The organism is Pararhodobacter zhoushanensis (assembly GCF_003990445.1).
GTDB lineage: Bacteria > Pseudomonadota > Alphaproteobacteria > Rhodobacterales > Rhodobacteraceae > Pararhodobacter > Pararhodobacter zhoushanensis.
The window spans coordinates 163,500-186,720 of sequence record NZ_REEZ01000004.1; the positions used below are offsets into that span (position 1 = coordinate 163,500).

A 23,221-nucleotide genomic window follows, 5' to 3' on the forward strand; every position below is an offset into this window, starting at 1 on the left:
TAGGGTCGCGCCGATGACGGGGAGAGTTCAGTGAACGACGCGCAAGTCACGGTGCCGGCCGGTGTAACGCCGATGATGGCCCAATTTCTGGAAATCAAAGCCCAGCACGCGGATGCGCTGCTGTTTTACCGCATGGGCGATTTCTATGAGATGTTTTTTGACGATGCGGTGGCGGCCTCGGCCGCGCTGGACATTGCGCTGACCAAGCGCGGCAAGCATCTGGACGAAGACATTCCGATGTGCGGCGTGCCGATCCATGCGGCCGAGGGCTATTTGCTGACGCTGATCCGCAAGGGATTCCGAGTGGCGATTGCCGAGCAGATGGAGGACCCCGCCGAGGCCAAGAAGCGCGGCTCGAAATCGGTGGTGCGGCGCGAGGTGGTGCGGCTGGTGACACCAGGCACGCTGACCGAGGATGCGCTGCTGGAACCCCGGCGGCACAATTTTCTGGCGGCCTGGGCGGACATTCGCGGCGAGGCGGCGCTGGCCTGGGCCGATATTTCCACCGGCGAGCTGCGGGTGGTCCCCTGCCCGCGCGTGCGGCTGGCGCCTGAGCTGTCACGTCTGGGCGCGCGCGAGCTGGTGGTGCCCGAGGACATGGCCGGTGAGCTGCGCGAAATGGCGGGCGAGATGGCGCTGGCGCTGGCCGAGCGGGGGCGCGCGAGCTTTGACAGCGCGGCCGGGACCAAGCGGCTGTGCGCGCTGTTCGGGGTGAGCACGCTGGACGGGTTCGGCAGCTTCACGCGCGAGGAGATCGCGGCGCTGGGGGCTTTGGTCGATTATCTGGACCTGACACAGAAAGGCCGGATGCCGCTGCTGCGCACCCCGGTCAAGGAAAGCGCCGGCGCGGCGATGCAGATCGACGGGCCGACGCGGCGCAATCTGGAACTGACGCAGGCGCTGGCCGGGGGGCGTGAGGGCTCGCTGCTGGCCTCGATTGACACCACCGTCACGGCGGGGGGTGCGCGGCTGCTGGAGCGGCGGGTTTCCAGCCCCTCGTGCGATCTGGGGGTGATCCGGGCGCGGCTGGCGGCGGTTGAGGCGCTGGTGGGCGATGACCTGTTGCGCGGTGATCTGCGGGCCTCGCTTAAGGCGGTGCCGGACATTGACCGGGCACTATCACGGCTGGCGCTGGAACGCGGCGGGCCGCGCGATCTGGCGATGCTGCGCAGCGGGTTGGCGCAAGCGGGGCTGCTGGCGGGCATGCTGGCCGGGGATCTGCCGGATGTGCTGGTCAGCGCCCGGCGTGCGCTGGTCGGGCATGACGAGCTGGCCGGGCTGCTAGAGGCCACGCTGGTGCAAGACCCGCCGCTGCTGGCGCGCGATGGCGGGTTTATCGCCTCGGGTGTGGACAGTGATCTGGACGCCGCGCGCGAGCTGCGCGACGAGGGGCGCAGTGTGATCGCGCGGATGCAGGCGGAGTATGCGACCGAGACGGGGATTTCGGGGCTGAAAATCAAGCATAACAACGTGTTGGGGTATTTCATCGAGACCACCTCGACCCACGCCGAAAAGATGCTGTCGGCCCCGTTGAACGAACGCTTCATGCACCGGCAGACCACGGCCAATCAGGTGCGGTTTACCACGTTGGCGCTGTCCGAGATGGAGACCAAGATCCACAACGCCGGTGCGCGGGCGCTGGAGATCGAGAAACGGCTGTATGAGGAACTGCGCGGGGCGGTGATGGTCGCCTCGGCCAAGGTGCACGGCGCGGCGCGGGCGTTGGCAGAGGTGGACGTGACAAGCGCGTTTGCCGAACTGGCGCGGGTGCGGGACTGGGCGAAGCCCAAGGTTGATGACAGCCGCAGCTTTGTCGTTGAGGGCGGGCGGCATCCGGTGGTCGAGGCGGCGCTGGCGCGGGCCGGACAGGCCTTTGTCGCCAACGGGCTGGATCTGGAGCCGGGCGACAAGGGTGCCGCTGTGTGGCTGGTCACAGGGCCGAACATGGCCGGTAAATCAACCTTCCTGCGGCAGAACGCGCTGATCGCCATTCTGGCGCAGGCCGGGGGCTATGTCCCCGCGCGCGCGGCGCATATAGGCATGGTCGAGCAGGTGTTCAGCCGCGTGGGTGCCTCGGACGATCTGGCGCGGGGGCGGTCGACCTTTATGGTCGAAATGGTCGAGACGGCAGCGATCGTGAATCAGGCCGGGCCGCGGGCCTTTGTGATCCTCGATGAGATCGGGCGCGGCACGGCGACCTATGACGGCTTGTCGATCGCCTGGGCGGTGCTGGAGCATCTGCACAGCGTGAACCGATGCCGTGCGCTGTTTGCCACGCATTATCACGAGATGGTCGGGCTGGCCGACCGCCTGGAGGGCGTTGAGAACGCCACTGTCGCGGTGCGCGAGTGGGAGGGCGATGTGGTCTTTCTGCACGAGGTCCGCAAGGGCGCGGCGGATCGCAGCTATGGCGTGCAGGTGGCACGGCTGGCGGGCCTGCCGGATGCCGTGATCGTGCGGGCGCGCGAAGTGCTGGAGATGCTGGAGCGGGGCGACGAGGGGCAGCGCGGGGCGAAGACGCTGATCGACGATCTGCCGCTGTTCGCGATGAGCGCCCCTGCCCCGGTCAAAAAGGCTGCGCCCAAGGTGTCGGTGGTCGAGGAGCGGCTGAAAGACGTGCACCCCGACGCGCTGAGCCCGCGTGAGGCGCTGGCGCTGTTGTATGAGTTGCGGGGCTTGCTGGGCGGGGCGTAGGTCGGGGTTTCACCCCGACCCCCGTGGGCTGGAAGTCGGGGTGAAACCCCGACCTACGGGGCCGCCCGAGGGTGGGCGGCCGTTCGCTTTACTTGGCAGGCGTGGACGAAACACCGACCTGCGCGGGGCGCAGAAGGTGCTCGTGCAGGCGGAAGCCTTCGGTGACGACCTGAACGATCTGACCGGCCTTGGTGCCGGGCACCGGGGCTTCGAACATCGCCTCGTGGAAATGCGGGTCGAACTGATCGCCAACCTCGGGCGCGACGCGCACGATGCCGTGGCGGGAGAAGATGTTGGTCAGCTCGCGCAGGGTCAGATCCAGACCGTCAACCATGCCTTTGGCGCGGTCGCGGGTTTCGTCGTCGATCAACGACAGGGCCTGACCCAGATAGTCATAGACCGCCAGCATGTCGCGGGCGAGCTTCTGGCCACCATAGATGCCAGCCTCGCGCCGGTCTTTCTCGCTGCGCTTGCGGAGGTTCTCCAGGTCAGCGAGCGAGCGCATCAGACGGTCACGCATCTCACCGCGCTCGACCTCGAACGCGGCATGCGCGGCATCGAGGGCCGCGTGAAGATCGAGGGCTTCGGGAGCCTCGGTTTCGGCGCCGGTCTCAGCCGGGGTTTCCTGGGAGTCAGCCATATGTTCCTCGTGTCAATCGGAACCCAGCTCGGTCAGCATGCGGCCGACGAGTTGGGCAGTGTAGTCTACTATCGGCACGATGCGTCCGTAGTTCAGTCGCGTGGGACCGATCACGCCGACCGCGCCGACAATCTTGCTGTCGGCGTTCATATATGGAGAAACGACCAGAGTGGAACCCGTTAGCGAAAAAAGCTTGTTCTCGGCGCCAATGAAAATGCGCACGCCCTCGCCTTTTTCGGTGTGCTCGAGCACTTCGGCGATGTCGCGCTTGCGTTCGAGGTCGTCAAACAGCTCGCGGATGCGCTGAAGGCTGTCGGAATCGGTCTGTTCCAGCAGGTTCGCGCGGCCCCGGACGATCAGGCGTTCGTGGCGCTCGCCCTGATGTTCCCACAGCGCCATGCCGCGTTCGATCAGGTCCGTGGCGATCGAGTCGATCTCGCGCCGGCCGGCGGCGATTTCGGTGCGCATCTTGTGGCGCAGTTCGGTCAGGGTGAGGCCGGCGGCGAGGGCGTTGATGAAATTGACCGCTTCGCGCAAGGCCGAGGGCAGCAGGCCCGGCGGCGGGGTGAAGACGCGGTTCTCGACCTGGCCATCAGCGAAAACCAGCACGACAAGGGCGCGGTCGTTGGAGATGGGCACGAATTCAATGTGCTTGATCGGCGCTTCGTGTTTCGGCGCAAGGACCAGCGAGGCACCGCGGGTGATCCCCGAGAGCGCGTTGCCCACGCGGTCCAGCAGCGTGGTGACGTCGCGTTCGTTGGACTGGCGCGTGGCTTCGAGCCGTTCGCGGTCGGCGGTGGTGACGGGATCAACCTCGAGCAGCGCATCGACGAACAGGCGCAGGCCCTGCTGGGTCGGCACCCTGCCCGCCGAGATATGCGGGCTTTCCAGCAGGCCGAGGTATTCGAGATCGTTCATCACGTTGCGGATCGTCGCCGGCGAGAGTTTCTCGTTGAAATCGCGCGTGATGGTGCGCGAGCCGACGGGCGTGCCGGATTGCAGATAGCTGTCAACGACCCGGCGAAACACTTCGCGGGCGCGGTCGTTGAGGTCATGAAAGGCAGTCTGATCTGCTGGCATGGGCACCGATGCACTCTGTTGGCGCGTCAATCCGGTTGCAACGACGGTTGCGCCCCCTGTATCTGGGTCTCCAGATCATAAGAGGAAACGGACATGCGTCCTTCTGGAAGACACTTAGATGAAATGCGGGCAGTTTCAATCGAAACCGGCGTGATGCGGCATGCAGAGGGCTCGTGCCTGATCAAAGTCGGCAACACGCATGTTTTGTGCACGGCCTCGGTTGAAGAGCGCACGCCGCCGTTTTTGAAGAACACCGGGCTGGGCTGGGTGACGGCAGAGTATGGCATGCTGCCGCGCGCCACCAACACACGCAACCGTCGTGAGGCGGCACAGGGCAAGCAAGGCGGAAGAACGGTTGAAATTCAACGCCTTATCGGTCGCTCGCTGCGCGCGGGGATTGATCGGTCGGCGCTGGGTGAGCGTCAGATCACCGTCGACTGCGATGTGATCCAGGCCGATGGCGGCACGCGCTGTGCGTCGATCACCGGCGGCTGGGTAGCCCTGCGGCTGGCGATCAACACGCTGATGAAAACCGGCGCGATCAAGTCGGACCCGATGATGGGGCATGTAGCAGCTGTTTCCTGCGGGATTTACGCCGGGCAGCCGGTGCTGGATCTGGACTATGATGAAGACAGCGTCGCCGGAGTGGACGGGAATTTCGTCATGCTGGACGACGGACGCCTGATCGAAGTGCAGATGTCGGGCGAAACGACGGTGTTTGGCCGTAGCGAGCTGGGGACGATGCTGGATCTGGCCGAAAAAGGCATGGCCGGACTGGTGGCAGCGCAGAAGGCGGCGCTGTGAGCCTGGCGGGCACCACCCTGCTGTTCGCGACGCATAACGCGGGCAAGGTCGAGGAAATGCGCCAACTGCTGTCTCCCTACGGGGTGACAGTGGTGTCCGCCGCCGAGCGCGGTTTGCCCGAGCCGGAAGAGACCGAAGACAGCTTTGTCGGCAATGCGCGGATCAAGGCGCACGCTGCCGCGAAAGCGACGGGCTTGGTGGTGTTGGCGGATGACTCGGGCCTGTGTGTCGACGCGCTGGACGGTGCGCCGGGGGTCTATACGGCCGACTGGGCTGAAGGGCCCGGCGGGCGGGACTTCATGCGGGCGATGGAGAAAACACGCGCCGCTTTGGGTGACGCGCCAGAACCTTGGGGTGCCGAGTTTCGCTGCACGCTGGTGATGGCGTGGCCGGACGGGACGGATGAGGTTTACGAAGGTGTCGTTCGCGGCACCTTGGTATGGCCGATCCGCGGGGCGCTGGGGCATGGGTATGACCCGATGTTCATGCCTGAAGGCGAGGATGTGACCTTTGCCGAGATGACGGCGGACCAGAAGAATGCGTTGTCGCATCGGGGGCGCGCGTTGCAGGCACTCATCGGGGCTCGTTTCACGTGAAACACTCCGGCCCGGATGATTGGCGAAACGGCGGGTTTGGGCTGTACGTCCACTGGCCGTTTTGCGCGGCCAAGTGCCCGTATTGCGATTTCAACAGCCATGTGGCCAAGGAAATCACCCATGACGCGTGGCGCGAGGCCTACGTGGCCGAGATCGCACGATGGGCTGAACGGACGCCGGGGCGTGTGCTGACGTCAATCTTTTTCGGCGGTGGCACCCCGTCACTGATGGAGCCCGAGACGGTCGCGGCGGTGATCGATGCGGCCAAGACGGCGTGGACCCCGGCCAATGATCTTGAGATCACGCTGGAAGCGAATCCCACATCGGTTGAGATGGGCCGATTTCAGGGCTTTGCCGATGCCGGGGTGAACCGGGTCTCGTTGGGGGTGCAGGCACTGGATGACGAGGCCCTGCGGCTCTTGGGCCGTCGGCATAGCGTGGCTGAGGCGATGGCGGCCTGGGATGTAGCGAATACGGTCTTTTCGCGCACCAGTCTGGATCTGATCTATGCGCGCCAATTTCAGGAACAGGAGGCTTGGCGGCGTGAGTTGACCACTGCTTTGTCCCTGAATCCAACGCATCTGTCGCTGTACCAGCTGACCATTGAAGACGGCACTGCGTTTGGCGATCGGTGGGCGAACGGAAAGCTGCCGGGCCTGCCGAGTGAAGACCGGGGCGCCGACCTGTGGGACATTACCCAAGACATGTGCGGATCTGCCGGTTTAATGGCCTATGAGGTCTCGAATCACGCCGTCGAGGGCGAGGAATCGCGCCACAATCAGGTCTACTGGCGCTATGGCGATTATGTAGGCATCGGGCCGGGCGCGCATGGACGGATCTCATCGCCGAGCGGACGGAGCGCGACCGTTGCCGAGCGCGCGCCCCTGCGGTGGTTGGACTCCATCCAGAAGTCTAGCCCGGCGGTCATCGAGAGCGTCATCGAGCCCGACGAACAAGCCATGGAATACCTGATGATGGGGATGCGGTTGTCTGAAGGTATAGATATTGATCGCTTCACCCAATTGAAAGGCCGCCCCCTTGAGGAGACGGCCGTGGTTCAGCTGGAAGAGTTGGGTCTGGTCAGGCGGAAAGACGGACGCTTAGCGGCGACAGCATCCGGCAGGCCCGTGCTCAACAGTGTGCTGCGCGCCCTGTTCTGAGGCGTGTCAGCGCACCGAGGACAGAAGCTGGCACAGCTGGTCAAGCTGATCGAGCGTCTTGTAGCGGATCGTCACCTGCCCCTCGCCCCCTGCCCTGTGGTCGATAACCACGCCCATCCGCAGATTGGCTGAAAGATCTTCCTCCAGCGCGCGGGTGTCCGCGTCTTTCTGACGGTTCTCGCGAGGGGAGTTCGTACCCGTGCGCGGGTTGGTGGCGATGCGGCGCGCGAGGTCTTCGGTTTCGCGCACCGAGAGCCCTTCACCGGCAACTTTCAGTGCCAGAGCAATCGGGTTCTCGGCAGTGACCAGCGCCCGCGCATGTCCGGCACTGATCGTACCGGCGACGACCATATTCTGCACATCTTGCGGAAGATTGAGCAATCTCAACAGGTTAGCGATGTGGCTACGGCTCTTGCCAAGCGCCTCGGCGACGCGCTCCTGGGTGTGGCCAAAGCGGTCGATCAGCTGCCGATAGCTGGCGGCCTCTTCAATGGCGTTCAATCCTTCGCGTTGGATGTTCTCGATAATTGCGACTTCGAGAACTTCCTGATCGTTGAATTCGCGGATCAGAACGGGGATGTCGGCCAGCTGTGCCAGTTGCGCCGCGCGCCAACGACGTTCGCCGGCGACGATTTCATAGATACCCGGCAGATTCGGCGCAGGACGCACCACCAGCGGCTGAACAATCCCCTTTTCACGGATGGAATCAGCCAGCTCTTTAAGCGCGCGCTCGTCAAACTTACGACGCGGCTGATCGGGGTTTGCGCGAATCGATTCAACCGGGAGCGAATCAACGTTGCGCCGCTGTACGTCGTTCGGCGTGAGAGGGTCGTTAACCCCCGCATCAATGCCAATATCGGCCATCAGCGCGGTCAGACCACGGCCCAACCCGCGACGCTCTGGTTTCCGTTCGGTCATGTCAGGCTTCCTCACGCAGATCGTGGTTATTCTTCAGAAATTCCCGCGCAAACGCGCGGTAGGCCATCGATCCTTTGGACAGAGGATCATAGGTCAAAGCGGGGACCGCAAATGACGGCGCTTCGCTGAGGCGGACGTTCCGCGGAATCACGGTCTCATAGACCAAAGCGCCCAGGGTATCGCGAGCGTCGCGTTCGACCTGTTGTGACAGATTGTTGCGCTGATCATGCATGGTGAGCAAAACGCCCTCAACGCGCAGGTCAGGGTTGGCCGTTTGCCGGATCTCACGAATGGTCAACATCAGTTGTGACAGGCCTTCGAGCGCAAAGAATTCACTCTGCAGCGGAATCAGCACCGCATTCGACGCCACCAGTGCGTTCACGGTGAGCAAATTGAGCGACGGCGGGCAGTCAATCAGGATGTAATCAAACGCAAAGGGCGCAAGGGACGCGCTGGCGAGCCCATCGCGCAACAGATAGCTGCGTTTGTTAACATTGTAGAGCTGCACGTCAGAAGATGACAGCTCCGTCGTCGAAGGGATGACATAGACACCCTGCGTTTCGGTCTGAACCACGACGGAACCCGGGTCTGCATCGCCAAGCAACAGATCATAAATCGTCTGACTGCGCTGATCGAGGCCAATGCCGAGACCCGTCGATGCGTTGCCCTGCGGGTCCATATCGACGACAAGCACCCGCTTTCCAAGCTCTGCGAGACTCGCCGCGAGATTGATGGCCGTCGTCGTCTTGGCGACTCCGCCCTTTTGGTTGGCGATGGCTATCGTCTTCATGTTCATATGTCCAATGGTCGCAAGTCGCGTACAATCAGGATCGTGCTGTCGGGGTCCGCTTGGCTTGGGCGGGTCGCATAGTCGAAGTGCCACGATTGCTGCGCTGCTTCAACCTCTTGTGCATGGTTGCGCCCCTTTGGCAGCAGTGCAATCCCCCCTGCGGACATGTGCCGATGACAGTAAGACAGCAACAGCGGCAGCGGTGCCAGTGCCCGGGCGGAAACGATATCGGCATCGGCGGGGTCGGCCTCTTCGAGGCGGGCGCGCTTGACCGTGACCGGCAGGTCAAGTTCGCGCGAAATCGTCGCCAGAAACGCTGCTTTTCGGGCGTCGGATTCGATCAGGGTAAAGCTGGCGTCGGGAATTTGTTCTTTGCTCAGAATAGCGACAACTATCCCCGGCAATCCGCCGCCCGACCCCATGTCGCACCAGCGCCGAAACTCGGGTGGTGCGTGCCTGTAGAGTTGGGCAGAATCCAGAATATGCCTGTTCCAGATGTCAGCTTGGGTCGACTTCGCCACCAGATTAATGGTCTTTGACCACTTCAACAGGGCTTGAACATAGGCCTCAAGCCGCTGGTGTGTTTCACGTGAAACATCGGCGGCCCGCCATTCCTCAGGCTTCAAGGCTGCGTTCCGTCTGCTCGGCAATCTTCAAATGCGCCATGATGGTGATCAGGGCGGCGGGAGTCATACCCTCAATAGCACCCGCATCGCCGATCGTTTGCGGACGGTGCGCTGACAGTTTCTTCTGCAATTCGCTCGAGAGAGATGGCAGCGCCGTGTAGCTGAACCACGTGGGAATCGGCGTTCCAGCTTCGCGTTTGAGCTGCTCGGCCTCTTTCACCTGCCGCACCAGATAGGGCGCATAGAACGCCTCACGCGCTGCCTGCTCAAGGTCATCGCGGCGCACGTCCGGAAAGACCGCCATCAGCGCGCCCATATCACGTCCCTCACCCAAAGCCTGCCCCGCAAATTCAAGATATGAGCGTTTCTGCCCATCTCTCGGTGGGACGATGCCGATTTTCTCGTAGTCGCTTTTAGGTGGTGCCGATGCTGACAGTTCAGTCTTGAGGTCGGCAAGCCGGCCGCATTTGCGCTCAAACGCGCTCTGACGTTCCTCTGACACCAAGCCAACAGCGACGCCAACCGGCGTCAACCGTTGATCAGCGTTATCAGCCCGCAGGCTCAATCTGTACTCGGCGCGCGAGGTGAACATCCGATATGGCTCTGTCACACCGCGTGTCACCAGATCATCGATCATGACGCCAATGTAGCTGTCGAACCGGGTGAGCGTGACTGCATCCGAGTCCATGGCAACAGCGGCGGCGTTAGCGCCCGCAAGCAGACCCTGAGCGCCTGCTTCTTCGTACCCGGTTGTCCCATTGATCTGTCCGGCAAGAAACAAACCCGGAAGCGCCTTCAGCTGCAAACTGCGGTCCAGCCCGCGCGGATCAAGGTAATCGTATTCGATCGCGTAGCCAAACTGAAGGATCTCGACTGCTTCCAAGCCTTTGATCGACCGAAGAAAATCAATCTGGACCTCTTTAGGCAACGACGTCGAAATCCCATTCGGATAGACCGAATGATCGTCCAGGCCCTCAGGCTCCAGAAATACGTTGTGGGAATCCTTATCGGCGAAACGCGTTACTTTATCCTCAACCGATGGACAATACCGTGGTCCGATCCCGGTGATGTTACCCGACCGCATCGCCGACAAATGCAGATTCTCGCGGATGATCTGGTGCGTCAGCGCGTTCGTCTCAGTAACGCCACAGGCAATTTGCCTGGCCTCAGGCTGCGTGTTCAGGAACGACATCATCACCGGATCTGCATCGCCTTCCTGCCGACCGACGGCTCCCCAATCAATGGTTTTGCCATCCAGCCGCGCCGGCGTCCCGGTTTTCAGCCGACCCACACCTTCAGCGACATCGCGCAGCCTGGTGCCAAGCAAGTCGGCTGCCTTCGCCCCTCGCCGACCCGCTGAAATACGCTCGGTGCCGATATGAATCTCGCCACGCAGGAAGGTACCGGTTGTCAGGACGACGGCGCTTGCCTTGATGACACTCTCGTCGGCCAAAAGAACGCCGATAACGCGGCCGGCTTCCATGACCAAATCGACCACTTCGCCTTCAAGGACCTCCAGCGACGCCTGCGCCTGAACATAGCACTGGGTAAACGCGGCGTAGCGCCGCCGATCGGCCTGGACTCTGGGCCCCTGCACCGCCGGACCTCGCGACCGGTTCAGCAGCCGATACTGGATCCCGGCATAGTCCGCCGCCAACCCCATCATCCCGCCAAGCGCGTCAATCTCGCGCACCAGATGCCCTTTGCCGATACCGCCGATTGCTGGGTTGCACGACATCACGCCCAGATCGCTGACACGAAACGTGATCAACGCCGTGCGCGCGCCGCGCCGGGCAGCCGCCAGTGCCGCTTCAACGCCCGCGTGACCTCCACCGACGACAATCACGTCATAATGTTTCACGTGAAACGAGCCCCTACTTGCCGATACAGAACGACGAAAAGATTCGCCCAAGCACATCTTCTACATCCACGCGCCCAATGATTCCATCCAGGGCGCGAACCGCCATCTTCACATCTTCTCCGACGAGGTCCCAGCTCAAACCTGACTTCAGGCCTGAAACCGCCGAGTTGATCCCGTCCCCCGCACGCGCCAGATTGCCGAAGTGCCGCTCGCGCGTAAAGACCGAGGACGACGCAACCCGCCCCGCAAGGCATTCCTCGATCTGCGCCAGCAACCCGGCAACACCCGAGCCGGTTTTAGCCGAGATCCCGTCAAGCCCCCAGAGATCCGCTTTCGACAACACCACAATATCGCCCGCAGCAACACCAACCGGCTCTTCTCCCGGTTCGCTCAGCAGAAAGATCCGCAGATCCGCAGCCGCCGCCCGCGCGCGCCCGCGCTCAATGCCGATCTGCTCGATCTCATCATCCGCGTCGCGCAACCCGGCCGTGTCAATCAACGTCACGGCAAGGCCGCCAATCTCCATGCGAACCTCGATCACATCCCGGGTGGTTCCAGCGCGCGAGGATGTTATAGCCGCCTCTCTCCCTGCTAAAGCGTTGAGAAGGGTCGATTTTCCGGCATTCACCTGACCAACGATCGCCACCTCGAACCCGCTGCGCACCGCCTCGGCGGCAGAGCGTCCGGCGATTTGGGCCGCCAGCCCGGCCTGCACCCGCACCAAGGGCGCCAGGACAAACCCGGTCAGATCATCCGGCAATTCTTCATCCGCGAAATCGAGTGCGGCTTCCAGCATCGCCAGCGCCTGCAATAGATCCTCGCGCCATCCGTCGACGACACGGCCCGCTGCCCCGTCCAGCACCGCCAACGCCTGCTTGCGCTGCGCCTCGGTCTCGGCGTCAATCAGATCGGCCAGGGCTTCAACCTCGGTCAGATCCAGCCGTCCCGCCAGAAACGCCCGCTTGGTAAACTCGCCCGCCGTTGCTGCGCGCACACCCTCTACCGCCAGACAGGCCCGCAGAAGCGCTGAGACCACGGCCACACTGCCATGAACCTGAAATTCACACACCCGCTCACCGGTAAAGCTGCGCCCGTCCTCAAAGACCAGCACAAGCCCGCTGTCGATCTCTGCCCCGCTGGCATCGCGCAGCCGCGCCAGACGCGCCTCACGCTCGGGCGGAACACTCCCGGCCAAAGCCGCACACACATCCCAGGCCCGCGGTCCTGAGACGCGAACAACAGCCACACCCGCGCGCCCCTGCGCGGTGGCCAGGGCAACGATCGTGTCCATGAGAGCCTCCGAAAACCCGACGGATCAGGAGTTCATCGAATCGAAGAACTCGCCGTTGGTCTTGGTCTGTTTGAGTTTCGAGATCAGGAATTCGATCGCATCCGTCGTCCCCATCGGGTTCAGGATCCGACGCAGCACGAAGGTTTTCTGCAGGTTGTTCTTGTCGACCAGCAGTTCTTCTTTCCGCGTGCCCGACTTCAGGATGTCCATCGCCGGGAACACCCGCTTGTCGGCCACTTTGCGGTCCAGCACGATCTCGCTGTTGCCGGTGCCTTTGAATTCTTCAAAGATCACCTCATCCATGCGGCTGCCGGTGTCGATCAGGGCGGTCGCGATGATGGTCAGCGATCCGCCCTCTTCGATGTTGCGCGCCGCACCAAAGAAGCGCTTGGGGCGCTGCAGAGCGTTGGCATCCACACCACCGGTCAGCACCTTGCCCGAAGACGGTACCACGGTGTTGAACGCGCGGCCTAGGCGGGTGATGCTGTCCAGCAGGATCACCACGTCGCGCTTGTGCTCGACCAGCCGCTTGGCTTTCTCGATCACCATCTCGGCCACGGCAACGTGCCGCGAGGCCGGCTCGTCAAAGGTCGAAGACACAACCTCCCCCTTCACCGAGCGCTTCATGTCGGTCACTTCTTCGGGCCGCTCGTCGATCAGCAACACGATCAGATAGCATTCCGGGTGATTGCTGGCGATCGAATGCGCGATGTTCTGCATCAGAACCGTCTTACCGGTCCGCGGCGGGGCCACGATCAGCGCGCGCTGACCCTTGCCCAGCGGCGCCACGATATCGATGATCCGGGCCGAACGATCGCGGATCGTCGGATCCTCGATCTCCATGTTCAGCCGCTCATCGGGATAGAGCGGCGTCAGGTTGTCGAAGTGTACCTTGTGGCGCGCGCGCTCGGGATCGTCGAAGTTGATCCGCGTCACCTTGGTCAGCGCGAAGTATTTCTCATTCTCACCCGGCGCGATCATCACGCCCTCAACCGTGTCGCCGGTGCGCAGGCTGAACTGGCGGATCATTTCCGGCGAGACGTAGATGTCATCGGGGCCCGGCAGATAGTTCGCCTCGGTCGAGCGCAGAAAACCGAACCCGTCCTGCAGAACCTCCAGGACGCCATCGCCGCCGACTTCCCAGCCATCCTCGGCCCGCTCTTTCAGGATCGAGAACATCATCTCGCCCTTACGCATGGACGGAGCGTTATCGATCTCCAGCTCTTCAGCCATCGACAACAACTCTGCGGGCGTCTGTGCTTTCAGCTCGGACAGATTCAAACGGTACTCGGACATGGACAGCCCTCCACGATGCATCGACGCATCGGTTCTTCAGCAATGTAAATCGGGAAACACGGGCACCGGACGGCCCCGCTTTTCCAAACCTCTTAGGGAAAACGCAGATCCGAGTCAATCGGCCCGGTTTGAGCGCCACGTCCCTCTTCCCTCTTCTAAAAAAGAAAGAATCTTAAAGGGTAGATGATGTAGTAGGGGCAGTGGATAACCACAGTTATGCGCTTACCCCCCAAACAATCCACAGCATGTCTACGCTGATCCTACGTGATGCTGTGCCTTTAAGTCTTTGACTCTGCGGCGTTATGTACCTGCGCCGTCCTTCCCGCCACCTGGGCGTCATCAATCCTTCACAGGCTGTTCACAGGCGTTATCCCGTGTGGAGAACTGCCCCTCGCGGCTTGACAAATGTGGGTACAACCGGCGATTTGGCCGCTGACACGCCTTGATCACAGCTTTGCCCCACGGCGCCGCACAGGGTTATCCCCATGTCTATCCTCACCCTTGCATCCTCTTCTGCCATCCGCGCGACGCTTTTGCGCAACGCGGGCGTCGAGATTCAGCTCAAACCGGCCCGTATCGACGAGGACGGTCTGCGTGAGTCGCTGAGCGCCGAGGGTGCCACCCCCCACGACATCGCCGACGCGCTGGCCGAGCATAAAGCCCTGCGCATCGCCTCCCGTGATCCTCAGGCGCTGGTCCTTGGCTGTGACCAACTACTCGAATGTGACGGACAGCTCTTTAACAAACCGTTAAATCCGCAGGACGCCCGCGCGCAATTGACGGCGCTGCGCGGCAAAACCCACCGTTTGCACACCGCCGCCGTGCTCTACGCGCAAGGCCAGCCGGTCTGGCGGCACGTTTCCACGCCGCGCCTGACCATGCGCGATTTCTCTGACGCCTTTCTCGAAAGCTATATTGCCGCAACTTGGGACGAGATCCGCCATTGCGTCGGCTGCTATCAGATCGAGGGGCCGGGCATCCGGCTGTTCAGCAAGATCGAGGGCGACCTTTTTGCTATTCAGGGCCTGCCGCTGCTGGAACTGCTCGCCATTCTTACCCAACGAAAAGAGATCCCCGGATGAAACCCACGCTGCGTCTTGCCGGGGTCATCGGCGACCCCATTGCCCACAGCCGTTCACCACGGTTGCATGGGTATTGGTTGCAGCGTTACGGCGTCGCCGGGCATTACGTTCCGCTGCACATCAAAGGTGAAGACTTCGCCAAGTCTCTGGAAATGCTGCCAAAGATGGGATTCTCTGGCGTGAACGTCACCCTGCCGCACAAGCACAGCGCACTGGCGCTTTCGGACTGCGTAACCCCTTTGGCCCGCCGGATTGGCGCGGCGAATACGCTGACGTTTACCGAAAATGGTATCGAAGCCGACAACACCGACGCTTACGGTTTCGCCCAGAATATCCGCGAGGCGCACCCTGACTGGACCCCCCGCCGCGTCGCGCTGATCGGTGCGGGCGGCGCCAGCCGAGCGGTGATCGCGGCGTTGCAGGATCAGGGCGCGGCGGAGATCCTGCTCACCAACCGCACCCAGCCCCGCGCTGAGGCGTTGGCGGAAGAATTTGGCGCTGGTGTCGTCGTTGTCCCATGGGCTGACCGCGCCGCCATGCTCGACGGCTGCGATACGCTGGTGAACGGCACCTCGATGGGCATGCAGGGCAACCCGGCGCTTGATCTGGATCTGAGCGCCCTGCCCCGCAGCGCCATCGTTAACGATCTGGTCTATGCGCCCTTGGAAACACCCCTTCTGGCCGCCGCGCGTGCGCGCGGGAATGCCTGCGTGGACGGCCTCGGGATGCTGCTGCATCAGGCCGCGCCGGGGTTCGAGCGGTGGTTTGGCGTCACGCCGCAGGTGGACGCCGATCTGCGCAAGGCGGTGTTGGCATGAGCCTTGTCCTTGGCCTTACCGGCTCGATCGGGATGGGAAAGTCCACCACCACCGGGTTTTTCCGCGAGGCCGGTGTGCCGGTCTGGGACGCCGACGCCGCCGTCCATGCGCTTTATGAGCAAGGCGGCGCTGCCGTCGCGCCCATCGGCGCGCTGCATCCGGCGGCGGTGACGGATGGTGCGATTGACCGCGCCGCCCTGCGCGCGTGGATCGCGGCGGATGCCACAGCGTTAAAGCAGATCGAGAGCGTCGTGCACCCGCTCGTCGGCCAGTCCCGCGCCGATTTCATCAGCGATAACAGCGACAAACCCCTCGTCGTCGTCGATGTCCCGCTGCTCTTTGAAACCGGCGGCGACCGACGCGTTGACGTTACCCTCGTCGTTTCGGCCCCCGCCGAGGTGCAGCGCGCCCGCGTGCTTGCCCGCCCCGGCATGACCGAGGCGCATTTCCGCACGATCCTGTCCAAGCAGATGCCCGACGCGGAGAAACGCGCCCGCGCCGATCATGTGATCGAAACGCTGACCCTTGAACAAACCCGCGCCGATGTGTTCGACTTGGTGGCCAAGCTGACAGGGAAGCTGCCCGATGCGTGAGATCGTTCTGGACACCGAAACCACCGGCTTTGAGCCATCCGAGGGGCACCGTCTGGTCGAGATCGGCTGCGTCGAGCTGATCAACCACATGCCGACCGGCAACACCTATCACCAGTACATCAACCCCGAACGCGGCATGCCCGCCGAGGCCTTCGCGGTACACGGGTTAGGCGATGATTTCCTGCGTCCGCAGCCGAAATTTGCGCAAGTAGCGCAAGCATTTGTGGATTTTGTCGCCGGGGCCAAGCTGGTCATCCATAACGCAGCGTTCGACATGAAATTCCTGAACACCGAGCTGGAATGGATCGGCAAGCCCAAGCTGGAAAACCCGGTGGTCGACACGCTGGCCATCGCGCGGCGCAAGTTTCCGGGGGCGTCGGCCTCGCTCGACGCGCTCTGCCGCCGCTTTGGCATCGACAACTCGAACCGCACGCTGCACGGCGCGTTGCTGGACAGCGAGATCCTGGCCGAGGTCTATCTGGAACTGCTGGGCGGGCGGCAGACCGGACTTGCGCTGAACACGCAGAACAGCCGTTCAAGCGGGCCGGTGGATGTCGACTGGCGCGCGCGGCCGCGACCCACGCCGCTGCCGTCGCGCCTGACCGAGGAAGAGCTGGCTGCGCATGCCAAGATGATCGCGGGCATGGGCGACGCGGCGATCTGGCGCAAATATGACGCCTGACGCGCTGGTCATCGGCGCCGGTCCCGCCGGGCTGATGGCCGCTGACCGGCTTCTTGCCGCTGGCTTTACGGTGCTGCTGGCCGAGGCCAAACCTTCGCCCGGACGCAAGCTGCTGATGGCGGGTAAGTCCGGCCTGAACCTCACGAAAGCGGAAACGGCTGAGCGTTTTCTGTCCGTCTATGCCGAGGCTGAAGACTGGCTGCGCCCGATGCTTGCTGTCTTTGGGCCTGACCAGGTGCAGGACTGGGCGCGCGGGCTGGGACAAGAGGTCTTCACCGGCTCGTCGGGCCGTGTGTTTCCCCAAGCGATGAAGGCCTCGCCGCTGCTGCGCGCGTGGCTGGGGGACCTGTCGGCGCGCGGGCTGGACCTGCGGACGCGGTGGCGATGGCTGGGCGGCACGTCGTTTGCCACGCCCGAGGGGCAGCAGCAGGTGCAGCCCAAGGCCACCGTCCTGGCTCTGGGCGGGGCCAGCTGGGCGCGGTTGGGGTCGGACGGGGCGTGGTCCTCGGTCCTGACGGAGAAGGGCATTGCACTGGTGCCGTTTAAGCCGGCAAATATGGGCTTTCTGGTCGATTGGTCGCCGCATATGGCCAAGCAGTTCGGCCAGCCGCTGAAGTCCATCGCGCTCAGTGCCGGAACCCTGCGGGTACGGGGTGAGGCGGTGATCTCGGGGCGCGGGATTGAAGGGGGCGGGATTTACGCCGTCAGCCGGGCGCTGCGTGAGGGGGCGGCGCTGTTCATTGATCTTTTCCCGGACCGTGACAGTGAGGCTTTGACTGAGAAGATCGAGGCGCGGCCCAAAGGTGAGACCGTGGTGAACACCTTGAAGAAGCTGGGGCTTTCGGGTGCTTCATTGGCGTTGGCGCTGGAATGTGCACGGCCCTTCCCGGCAGAGGCCGCAGCGCGCGCTGCGCTGCTCAAAGCGCTGCCGGTGCCGCTGATCGGTCCCCGCCCTATGGATGAGGCGATTTCGACCGCCGGGGGTATCCCGCGCGCCGCGTTGACCGATGACCTGATGCTGCGCCAGTGGCCCGGCGTGTTCGCGGCGGGCGAGATGCTGGATTGGGAAGCGCCGACCGGCGGCTACCTGTTGACGGCCTGTCTGGCAACCGGGCGATGGGCGGGCGATGCCGCCGCGCGGTTCATGCAATCCCGGTCAGGATAAACCCGCCGCCGATGGCATAGCGCCCGGACAGGATATGGCCGCGCTCGAACGGGCCGACATTGCGCTGGAATTCGGCGTGGAAGGTGGTGTCGCCCAGCGTGATGCAGATCACCTCAAACCCGAAAAGTTCTTTAGTAACAGGAAATTGCGCCTTATAGACGCATTCCTTGGCACTAAAGATCAGCTTGGCGCGGCGGGTGTCGGCCCCCAGCGCGGCGCGTTCTTTCGGCAGCAGGACGGTGCCGAAAACCTCGGTGGGAAGCGGTTCATCCTCTTCCAGATCAATGCCAATCAGGCCCTTGCCGACAACCGCCAGCGCCCAGCCTTGCGTATGGGTAATCGACCCCGAGACGCCCGCAGGCCAGACCGGCGCGCGGTCGGGGCCCATGGGGATGGCGACGGATTGACCAAGGGCGCGGCGGGCCGCAGTGCGCCCGGCAGCGAATTCGCGACGACGCGCAGGGACCATCCGCGCGAGGGTCGCCTCTTCTTCCGGCATCACCGAAACATCGCTCGCCGAGGCAATGCCCAGTGCGATCTCTGGTGCAAAGACATCCGCCGCCAACCTTTCGAGCTGACGGCGGATGGCGCTATGGGTCGGCAGGGTCATCCGAGTTTACTCAAGCGCTCCGCCCGCATCGCGCGGCGCTTTGACATCGCGTCGAGCCTGCCACGCGCCGCTTCAGCCTCGACCGGGGCTGCGGGGGGCGGGGCGGCGCTGACGGGTTTCAGTTTGGCGTCGATATGGCTGGCGAGGGCGGACAGGACCGGGAAGCGGAATACATCGGTGATGGACAGGCCGGGGAGCGCCAGTGCCTCACGGATCTCTCGGTGCGCCTGCACGGCCAGCAGCGAATGGCCGCCCAGTTGGAAGAAATTGTCGCCCGGTTTGACCTCAACCACGCCCAGAACGTGGGTCCAGATCGCCGCGATCCTCGCTTGGGTGTCGCCCGCGTTGGCAGCGACCGGCGCAGCGATCACCGTGGGGCGCACCACGCCCGGCGCGGGTAGCGCCTTGCGGTCAATCTTTTTGTTCGGCGTCAGCGGGAAGCTGTCCAGCCGGAGGATCTGCGACGGCACCATATGCGCGGGCAATTGCGCGGCCAGCGCCGCTTTCAACCCGCCTGTGTCAGCGTGACCCATCACATAGCCGACCAGTCGGACGTCGCCCGGCACGTCTTCACGCGCGATAACAACGCTTTGCGTGACGCCGGATTGCGCGTCGAGCAGGGTTTCGATCTCGCCCAGCTCGATCCGATAGCCGCGGATCTTGACCTGATGATCGGCGCGGCCAAGGAAATCCACCGCTCCATCAGCCCGCAGCCGCACCAGATCGCCGGTGCGATAGAGGCGCTCGCCACCGATGATGACAAACCGCTCCGCCGTCAGTTCCGCGCGCTGCCAATAGCCGCGCGTGACCCCCGCGCCGCCGATCCACAGCTCACCCTCGGCCCCCAGCGGGACCGGGCGCTGCGCCTCGTCCAGCACATGCAGCGTGGTGTTGGCGATGGGCGTGCCGATGCCGACCACGCCGTCGCCGCCCATGCTGCGCGCGGTTGTGGACCAGATCGTCGTCTCGGTCGGGCCATACATATTCTGCACCGGCGCGCCGGTGATCTGCGCCAGCTCGGCAGCCAGTGCGCCCGGCAGGGCCTCACCCCCCACCATCATATGTTTCACGTGCGACAGCGCCGCGCGGGCCTCATCATTGCCGGTCAGCATGCGCGCCATCGAGGGCGTGCATTGCAGATGCGTGACCTTGTGGCGCTGGATTTGCGCGGCGAGGGAGAAGTCATTGGCGTCCAGTTCGGCGGGCGCGTTCGAGCGGCGCAGCACTTCGGCCAGCGGATAGAGCCCTTCCAGCACCTGCCCGGTGGGGATGCCATAGTCGATCAGGCAGCCGATTTCCGCGATGCCGATGGCCTTGAGTTGCTCGACCCGGCGCAGGCAGTCGTCGACAGTGCCGAACAGGCCGGAATCCTCGAAATAGCGATTGAACGCATACTCCAGAATGCCATCGACCTCATCCTGGCTGAGGCTGTCCAAGTCGATTTGCATCGGGTTCGTCACGCCCTGCGGTTTCTTGAACGCCGGGAAAGCCCAGGCGTATTGCTTGACCAGCCCGGCGGCGGAGAGAAGATAGCTCTTCATCGGCCCGCGCGCCGTTTCGCGCGCAATCTCGCGCGTGCGGGCAACGTAGGTGTGCAGCATCAGCGTGACGGTGAAGTCCTTGGGGTCATGCCCGGCCTTGCGCAGCGCGGCGTGGTAGATCTTGATCTTGCCCGCGACCTCATCAATCGACTGGCCGAGCAGGTGGGTCAGCACATGCGCGCCGATTTCGCCGGCTTCACGCCAGGTATCGGGGTTGCCAGCGATGGTCAGCCAGAGCGGCAGTTCCTTGGACACCGGGCGCGGCAGGGATTGCACGCTGCGCGTCTCGCCATTGTGGTCAAACTCGACCGCTTCGCCGCGCCAGAGTTTGCGCACGGTTTCGATGGTGTCGAACATCGCGGCCTTGTTGTGGGGGACCGAATTTTCCGGCCGCAGCACAAAATCCACCGGATGCCAGCCCGAGGCCATCGCCACCCCGGCACGGCCATTGGTCAGGTTGTCGATGACCGCCCATTCCTCGGCAATCCGCAGCGGATGGTGCAGCGGAGCAACGCAAGAGCCTGATCTGACGTCGATATTCGTGGTAACAGCCGCCACCGCCGCCCCGGTCACAGCGGGGTTCGGGTACGGTCCACCGAAGGCGTGGAAGTGGCGTTCCGGGGTCCAGACGGCGCGGAAACCGTGCGTGTCGGCGAATTTCGCGCCCTCCAGCAGCAGCTCGTATTTCTGTGGGCCGGGGCCGTCGTCATTGCCCCAGTAGAACAGGCTGAAGTCCATTTTCTGGTCGGACACGGGCAGCGATCCGCCCGAGACCATCATGCGGTCCTCATCCGAGGTCAGCACCAGCTTGAACCCGCGCGCCAAGGTCCAGAACAGCTCCAGCACCGAAATATCGAAGCTGAGCGAGGTCACGGCCAGCCAGACGCCCGCCGGGTCATGCTGGATACGGTCTTCCATCCCGGCGAAGAAATTGGCGACGTTGCGGTGTTCGACCATCACGCCCTTGGGCAACCCGGTCGAGCCCGAGGTGTAGATCAGATACGCAAGGTTTTCGGGGGCCGCGCCGGTTTCGGGGTTCGCCTCGCTCGCGGCGGCCAGCCTTGTGTCGGTGTCCAGCACCAGCAGCTGCGCGGCGTGGTCGGGCAGCGTGTCGATCAGCCCGGATTGGGTGACGATCACCGGGGCGGCGCTGTCGGTCAGGAAGTGCTTGAGCCGGTCGGCGGGATAGGACGGGTCCATCGGCACATAGGCACCGCCCGCTTTCAGGATGCCCAGCGCGCCGATCAGCAGATCAGGCGAGCGCCGGGCGCAGAGCGCGACGGGGGTGTCGGGTTTGATGCCCATCGCTTGCAGCGTGTGCGCGACGCGGTTCGCCTTGGCGTTCAGCTGGGCGTAGGTCAGGCTTTGACCCTCGAACACCAGCGCGGTGGCCTGCGGGGTCTTGGCGACCTGGGCCTCGAACAGCTGCGCGATGGTCTGGTTATCGAAGGGACGGTCGGTCGCATTCAGCTGGTTCAGGATCGCGCATTCAGGGGCGCTGATCAGGTCGAGCGTGGTGAGGGGCGTTGCGGTGTCAGCGTCAGCCAGATGCGCGATGCGCCCGGCAAAGAGGTCAAGCGTGGCTTCATCCACTAGCGACAGGTCGGCCGAGAGCGTCGCGCCCTCGGGCCCGGCGGTGATGCACAGGGCGGTGCCGTCGATCCGCTCGCCAGCGGTGGAGAGACCCAGCGCGGGGGTTGGGATCGGCATCAGGGCCGGGTCACGCCCGATCAGATCGCGGGCGTAAGACGGGTGTTTTGTGGTGGCCTCGACGGTCGCGCTAATCGCGGCTTCCAGCGCGGAGAGGCTGTCGCCTTGCGGAATCATCGGCACCCAAGGAGCGATATAGCCCGGCGCGGAATTGTGCGCGGATTTGGTTTCAGCCCCAGTGAACGCCCAGCCGCCCGGCGCATAGGCCGACAAGATCGCAGCGGCGCGGGGGGCGGAAACGCCGGTCAGGGCGCGGGTCGCGATGCCCTGACCGCCCGGTTTCGCGGCCAGATCGGCGGCGGTGAAGCTGCTCAACGCCTTGCGCCAATGTGCCTCGCCTGACGTTACGCGCGCCATCGCGTCGGTCAGCGAAGGCTCAGGCGCGCTTAGGATTTCCCCAACGCTGGCAATGTCTTGCACCGGCAGACCGCCCAGACAGGTGATCCCGCTCAGCCGCACCGCGCCATCGGCGCAGGCGACGCTCAGTGTGTCGCCAACCGCAAGCACGGTGCCCGCAGCGCCCTGCCCGGCAACAACCTCAGCCTGCCCGACTGCATAGACCCCGCGCGCGGTTTCAATCTTGGGCAGCGCCAGCGGGTTCCAGTAGCCCGCGTGATCCAAGGCGCGGACCATCCGCACAACCTCAGCCGCAGGGCGGGTATAATCCAACCGTGCCGCCATCGCAGGGCGGTCATCGCGAAGCGTCAGCGTACGTTGGCTCAGATCCTGAGCGCGCCGGTTTGGCACGCCCTGCTCCAGCGCGGTAATCACCGCCGGGAAACTCTCGATCGCCGCGCCATAGCAGCGGGCGTTCAGGGAAAAGGCGGTATCCTCGGGCGTGATCTCGAACAGCGCCTGTTCGACGATGTCGCCCTCATCCACGCCCCCCTCGATCATGTGCCAGGTGATGCCGTGCTGCGCCTCGCCGTTCAGCAAGGCCCAGACCGGCGCGTTCAGACCGGCGTAGCGCGGCAGCGGGCCGTCGTGGAAATTGACCGCCCCCTTGGCCGCGCGGGACAGCAGCGCGTCGGGCAGCAGCGAGAGGTTGGCGATCGACAGCAGCCAGTCAAACGGCTCGGTGACCCGCCCCTCAATCCCCTTGCCCGGCGCGACCACGGGGATGCCCGCCGTCTCAGCCCAGGCGATCACCTCAGCATTGCGACTGGCGATGGTGGTGATGGAGTGTCCGCGACCCAGCAGAAGCTTTGCGCCTTGAATCAGCAGGGATTCATTGCCAACCAACACACATGAAAACGGGGTCATC

At 63.9% G+C, this 23,221-nt stretch carries 19 protein-coding genes; 9 read left to right on the top strand and 10 right to left on the bottom strand.

Annotation, left to right across the window (positions count from 1 at the left end):
• The first annotated feature begins 72 nt into the window (after positions 1-72).
• Positions 73-2,694: a DNA mismatch repair protein MutS gene (gene mutS / locus EAE28_RS11585; RefSeq protein WP_127106747.1), complete on the top strand. Its 2,622-nt coding sequence runs from the start codon at positions 73-75 to the stop codon at positions 2,692-2,694.
• A gap of 88 nt (positions 2,695-2,782) precedes the next feature.
• Here the strand turns inward: mutS and EAE28_RS11590 are convergent, their stop codons facing one another.
• Positions 2,783-3,334: a nucleotide exchange factor GrpE gene (locus EAE28_RS11590; RefSeq protein WP_127106366.1), complete on the bottom strand. Its 552-nt coding sequence runs from the start codon at positions 3,332-3,334 to the stop codon at positions 2,783-2,785.
• A 12-nt stretch (positions 3,335-3,346) separates the two neighbouring features.
• Positions 3,347-4,414 (bottom strand): heat-inducible transcriptional repressor HrcA, encoded by a 1,068-nt coding sequence (gene hrcA / locus EAE28_RS11595; RefSeq protein WP_127106368.1) that lies wholly within the window; start codon positions 4,412-4,414, stop codon positions 3,347-3,349.
• Between the two features lie 93 nt (positions 4,415-4,507).
• On the opposite strand from hrcA, the gene rph reads away from it, so the two are divergent.
• The 3 genes from rph to hemW are packed head-to-tail and all read left to right on the top strand — an operon-like array spanning position 4,508 to position 6,974.
• Positions 4,508-5,218, top strand: coding sequence for a ribonuclease PH (gene rph / locus EAE28_RS11600; protein ID WP_127106370.1), 711 nt, complete (start codon positions 4,508-4,510; stop codon positions 5,216-5,218).
• Positions 5,215-5,814 (top strand): RdgB/HAM1 family non-canonical purine NTP pyrophosphatase, encoded by a 600-nt coding sequence (gene rdgB, locus EAE28_RS11605; protein ID WP_281279595.1) that lies wholly within the window; start codon positions 5,215-5,217, stop codon positions 5,812-5,814. Before rph ends, rdgB begins: the two co-directional genes overlap by 4 nt.
• On the top strand, positions 5,811-6,974 hold the full coding sequence (hemW, locus tag EAE28_RS11610; RefSeq protein ID WP_127106372.1) for a radical SAM family heme chaperone HemW: 1,164 nt from the start codon (positions 5,811-5,813) through the stop codon (positions 6,972-6,974). Before rdgB ends, hemW begins: the two co-directional genes overlap by 4 nt.
• Positions 6,975-6,980: 6 nt before the next feature.
• On the opposite strand, the gene EAE28_RS11615 is transcribed toward hemW, so the two are convergent.
• The 6 genes from EAE28_RS11615 to rho are packed head-to-tail and all read right to left on the bottom strand — an operon-like array spanning position 6,981 to position 13,756.
• Positions 6,981-7,892 carry a ParB/RepB/Spo0J family partition protein gene (locus EAE28_RS11615; protein WP_127106374.1) on the bottom strand — a complete coding sequence of 304 codons (912 nt, stop codon included), beginning with the start codon at positions 7,890-7,892 and terminating at the stop codon, positions 6,981-6,983.
• A gap of 1 nt (position 7,893) precedes the next feature.
• Entirely contained in the window at positions 7,894-8,682 is a 789-nt protein-coding gene (locus EAE28_RS11620; RefSeq protein ID WP_181954488.1) for a ParA family protein, read from the bottom strand.
• Between the two features lie 2 nt (positions 8,683-8,684).
• Positions 8,685-9,308, bottom strand: a complete 624-nt coding sequence (gene rsmG, locus EAE28_RS11625; protein ID WP_127106377.1) for a 16S rRNA (guanine(527)-N(7))-methyltransferase RsmG — start codon at positions 9,306-9,308, stop codon at positions 8,685-8,687.
• A complete protein-coding gene (gene mnmG, locus EAE28_RS11630) occupies positions 9,298-11,226 on the bottom strand; it encodes a tRNA uridine-5-carboxymethylaminomethyl(34) synthesis enzyme MnmG (protein WP_127106379.1) in 1,929 nt (642 codons plus the stop codon). Before mnmG ends, rsmG begins: the two co-directional genes overlap by 11 nt.
• On the bottom strand, positions 11,183-12,460 hold the full coding sequence (gene mnmE / locus EAE28_RS11635; protein ID WP_127106381.1) for a tRNA uridine-5-carboxymethylaminomethyl(34) synthesis GTPase MnmE: 1,278 nt from the start codon (positions 12,458-12,460) through the stop codon (positions 11,183-11,185). The genes mnmG and mnmE overlap by 44 nt, the downstream gene beginning before the upstream one ends.
• Before the next feature lie 24 nt (positions 12,461-12,484).
• Complete coding sequence (gene rho / locus EAE28_RS11640; RefSeq protein ID WP_127106383.1) at positions 12,485-13,756, bottom strand: transcription termination factor Rho; 1,272 nt, start codon at positions 13,754-13,756, stop codon at positions 12,485-12,487.
• 485 nt (positions 13,757-14,241) lie between these two features.
• Between rho and EAE28_RS11645 the strand changes: the two genes are divergently transcribed.
• From EAE28_RS11645 to EAE28_RS11665, 5 genes are read left to right on the top strand one after another with little or no spacing between them, the layout of a single operon-like run.
• Positions 14,242-14,838: a Maf family protein gene (locus EAE28_RS11645; RefSeq protein WP_127106385.1), complete on the top strand. Its 597-nt coding sequence runs from the start codon at positions 14,242-14,244 to the stop codon at positions 14,836-14,838.
• Positions 14,835-15,656 carry a shikimate dehydrogenase gene (locus EAE28_RS11650; protein ID WP_127106387.1) on the top strand — a complete coding sequence of 274 codons (822 nt, stop codon included), beginning with the start codon at positions 14,835-14,837 and terminating at the stop codon, positions 15,654-15,656. The genes EAE28_RS11645 and EAE28_RS11650 overlap by 4 nt, the downstream gene beginning before the upstream one ends.
• Complete coding sequence (gene coaE, locus EAE28_RS11655; RefSeq protein ID WP_127106389.1) at positions 15,653-16,249, top strand: dephospho-CoA kinase; 597 nt, start codon at positions 15,653-15,655, stop codon at positions 16,247-16,249. Before EAE28_RS11650 ends, coaE begins: the two co-directional genes overlap by 4 nt.
• Positions 16,242-16,931 carry a DNA polymerase III subunit epsilon gene (gene dnaQ / locus EAE28_RS11660; RefSeq protein ID WP_127106391.1) on the top strand — a complete coding sequence of 230 codons (690 nt, stop codon included), beginning with the start codon at positions 16,242-16,244 and terminating at the stop codon, positions 16,929-16,931. The genes coaE and dnaQ overlap by 8 nt, the downstream gene beginning before the upstream one ends.
• Positions 16,921-18,096 carry a TIGR03862 family flavoprotein gene (locus tag EAE28_RS11665; RefSeq protein ID WP_127106393.1) on the top strand — a complete coding sequence of 392 codons (1,176 nt, stop codon included), beginning with the start codon at positions 16,921-16,923 and terminating at the stop codon, positions 18,094-18,096. Before dnaQ ends, EAE28_RS11665 begins: the two co-directional genes overlap by 11 nt.
• On the opposite strand, the gene EAE28_RS11670 is transcribed toward EAE28_RS11665, so the two are convergent.
• Entirely contained in the window at positions 18,074-18,706 is a 633-nt protein-coding gene (locus EAE28_RS11670) for a 4'-phosphopantetheinyl transferase family protein (protein WP_127106395.1), read from the bottom strand. The two genes, EAE28_RS11665 and EAE28_RS11670, sit on opposite strands and share 23 nt — an antisense overlap.
• Positions 18,703-23,220 (bottom strand): MupA/Atu3671 family FMN-dependent luciferase-like monooxygenase, encoded by a 4,518-nt coding sequence (locus tag EAE28_RS11675; protein ID WP_127106396.1) that lies wholly within the window; start codon positions 23,218-23,220, stop codon positions 18,703-18,705. Before EAE28_RS11675 ends, EAE28_RS11670 begins: the two co-directional genes overlap by 4 nt.
• Between the last annotated feature and the right edge of the window lies 1 nt (position 23,221).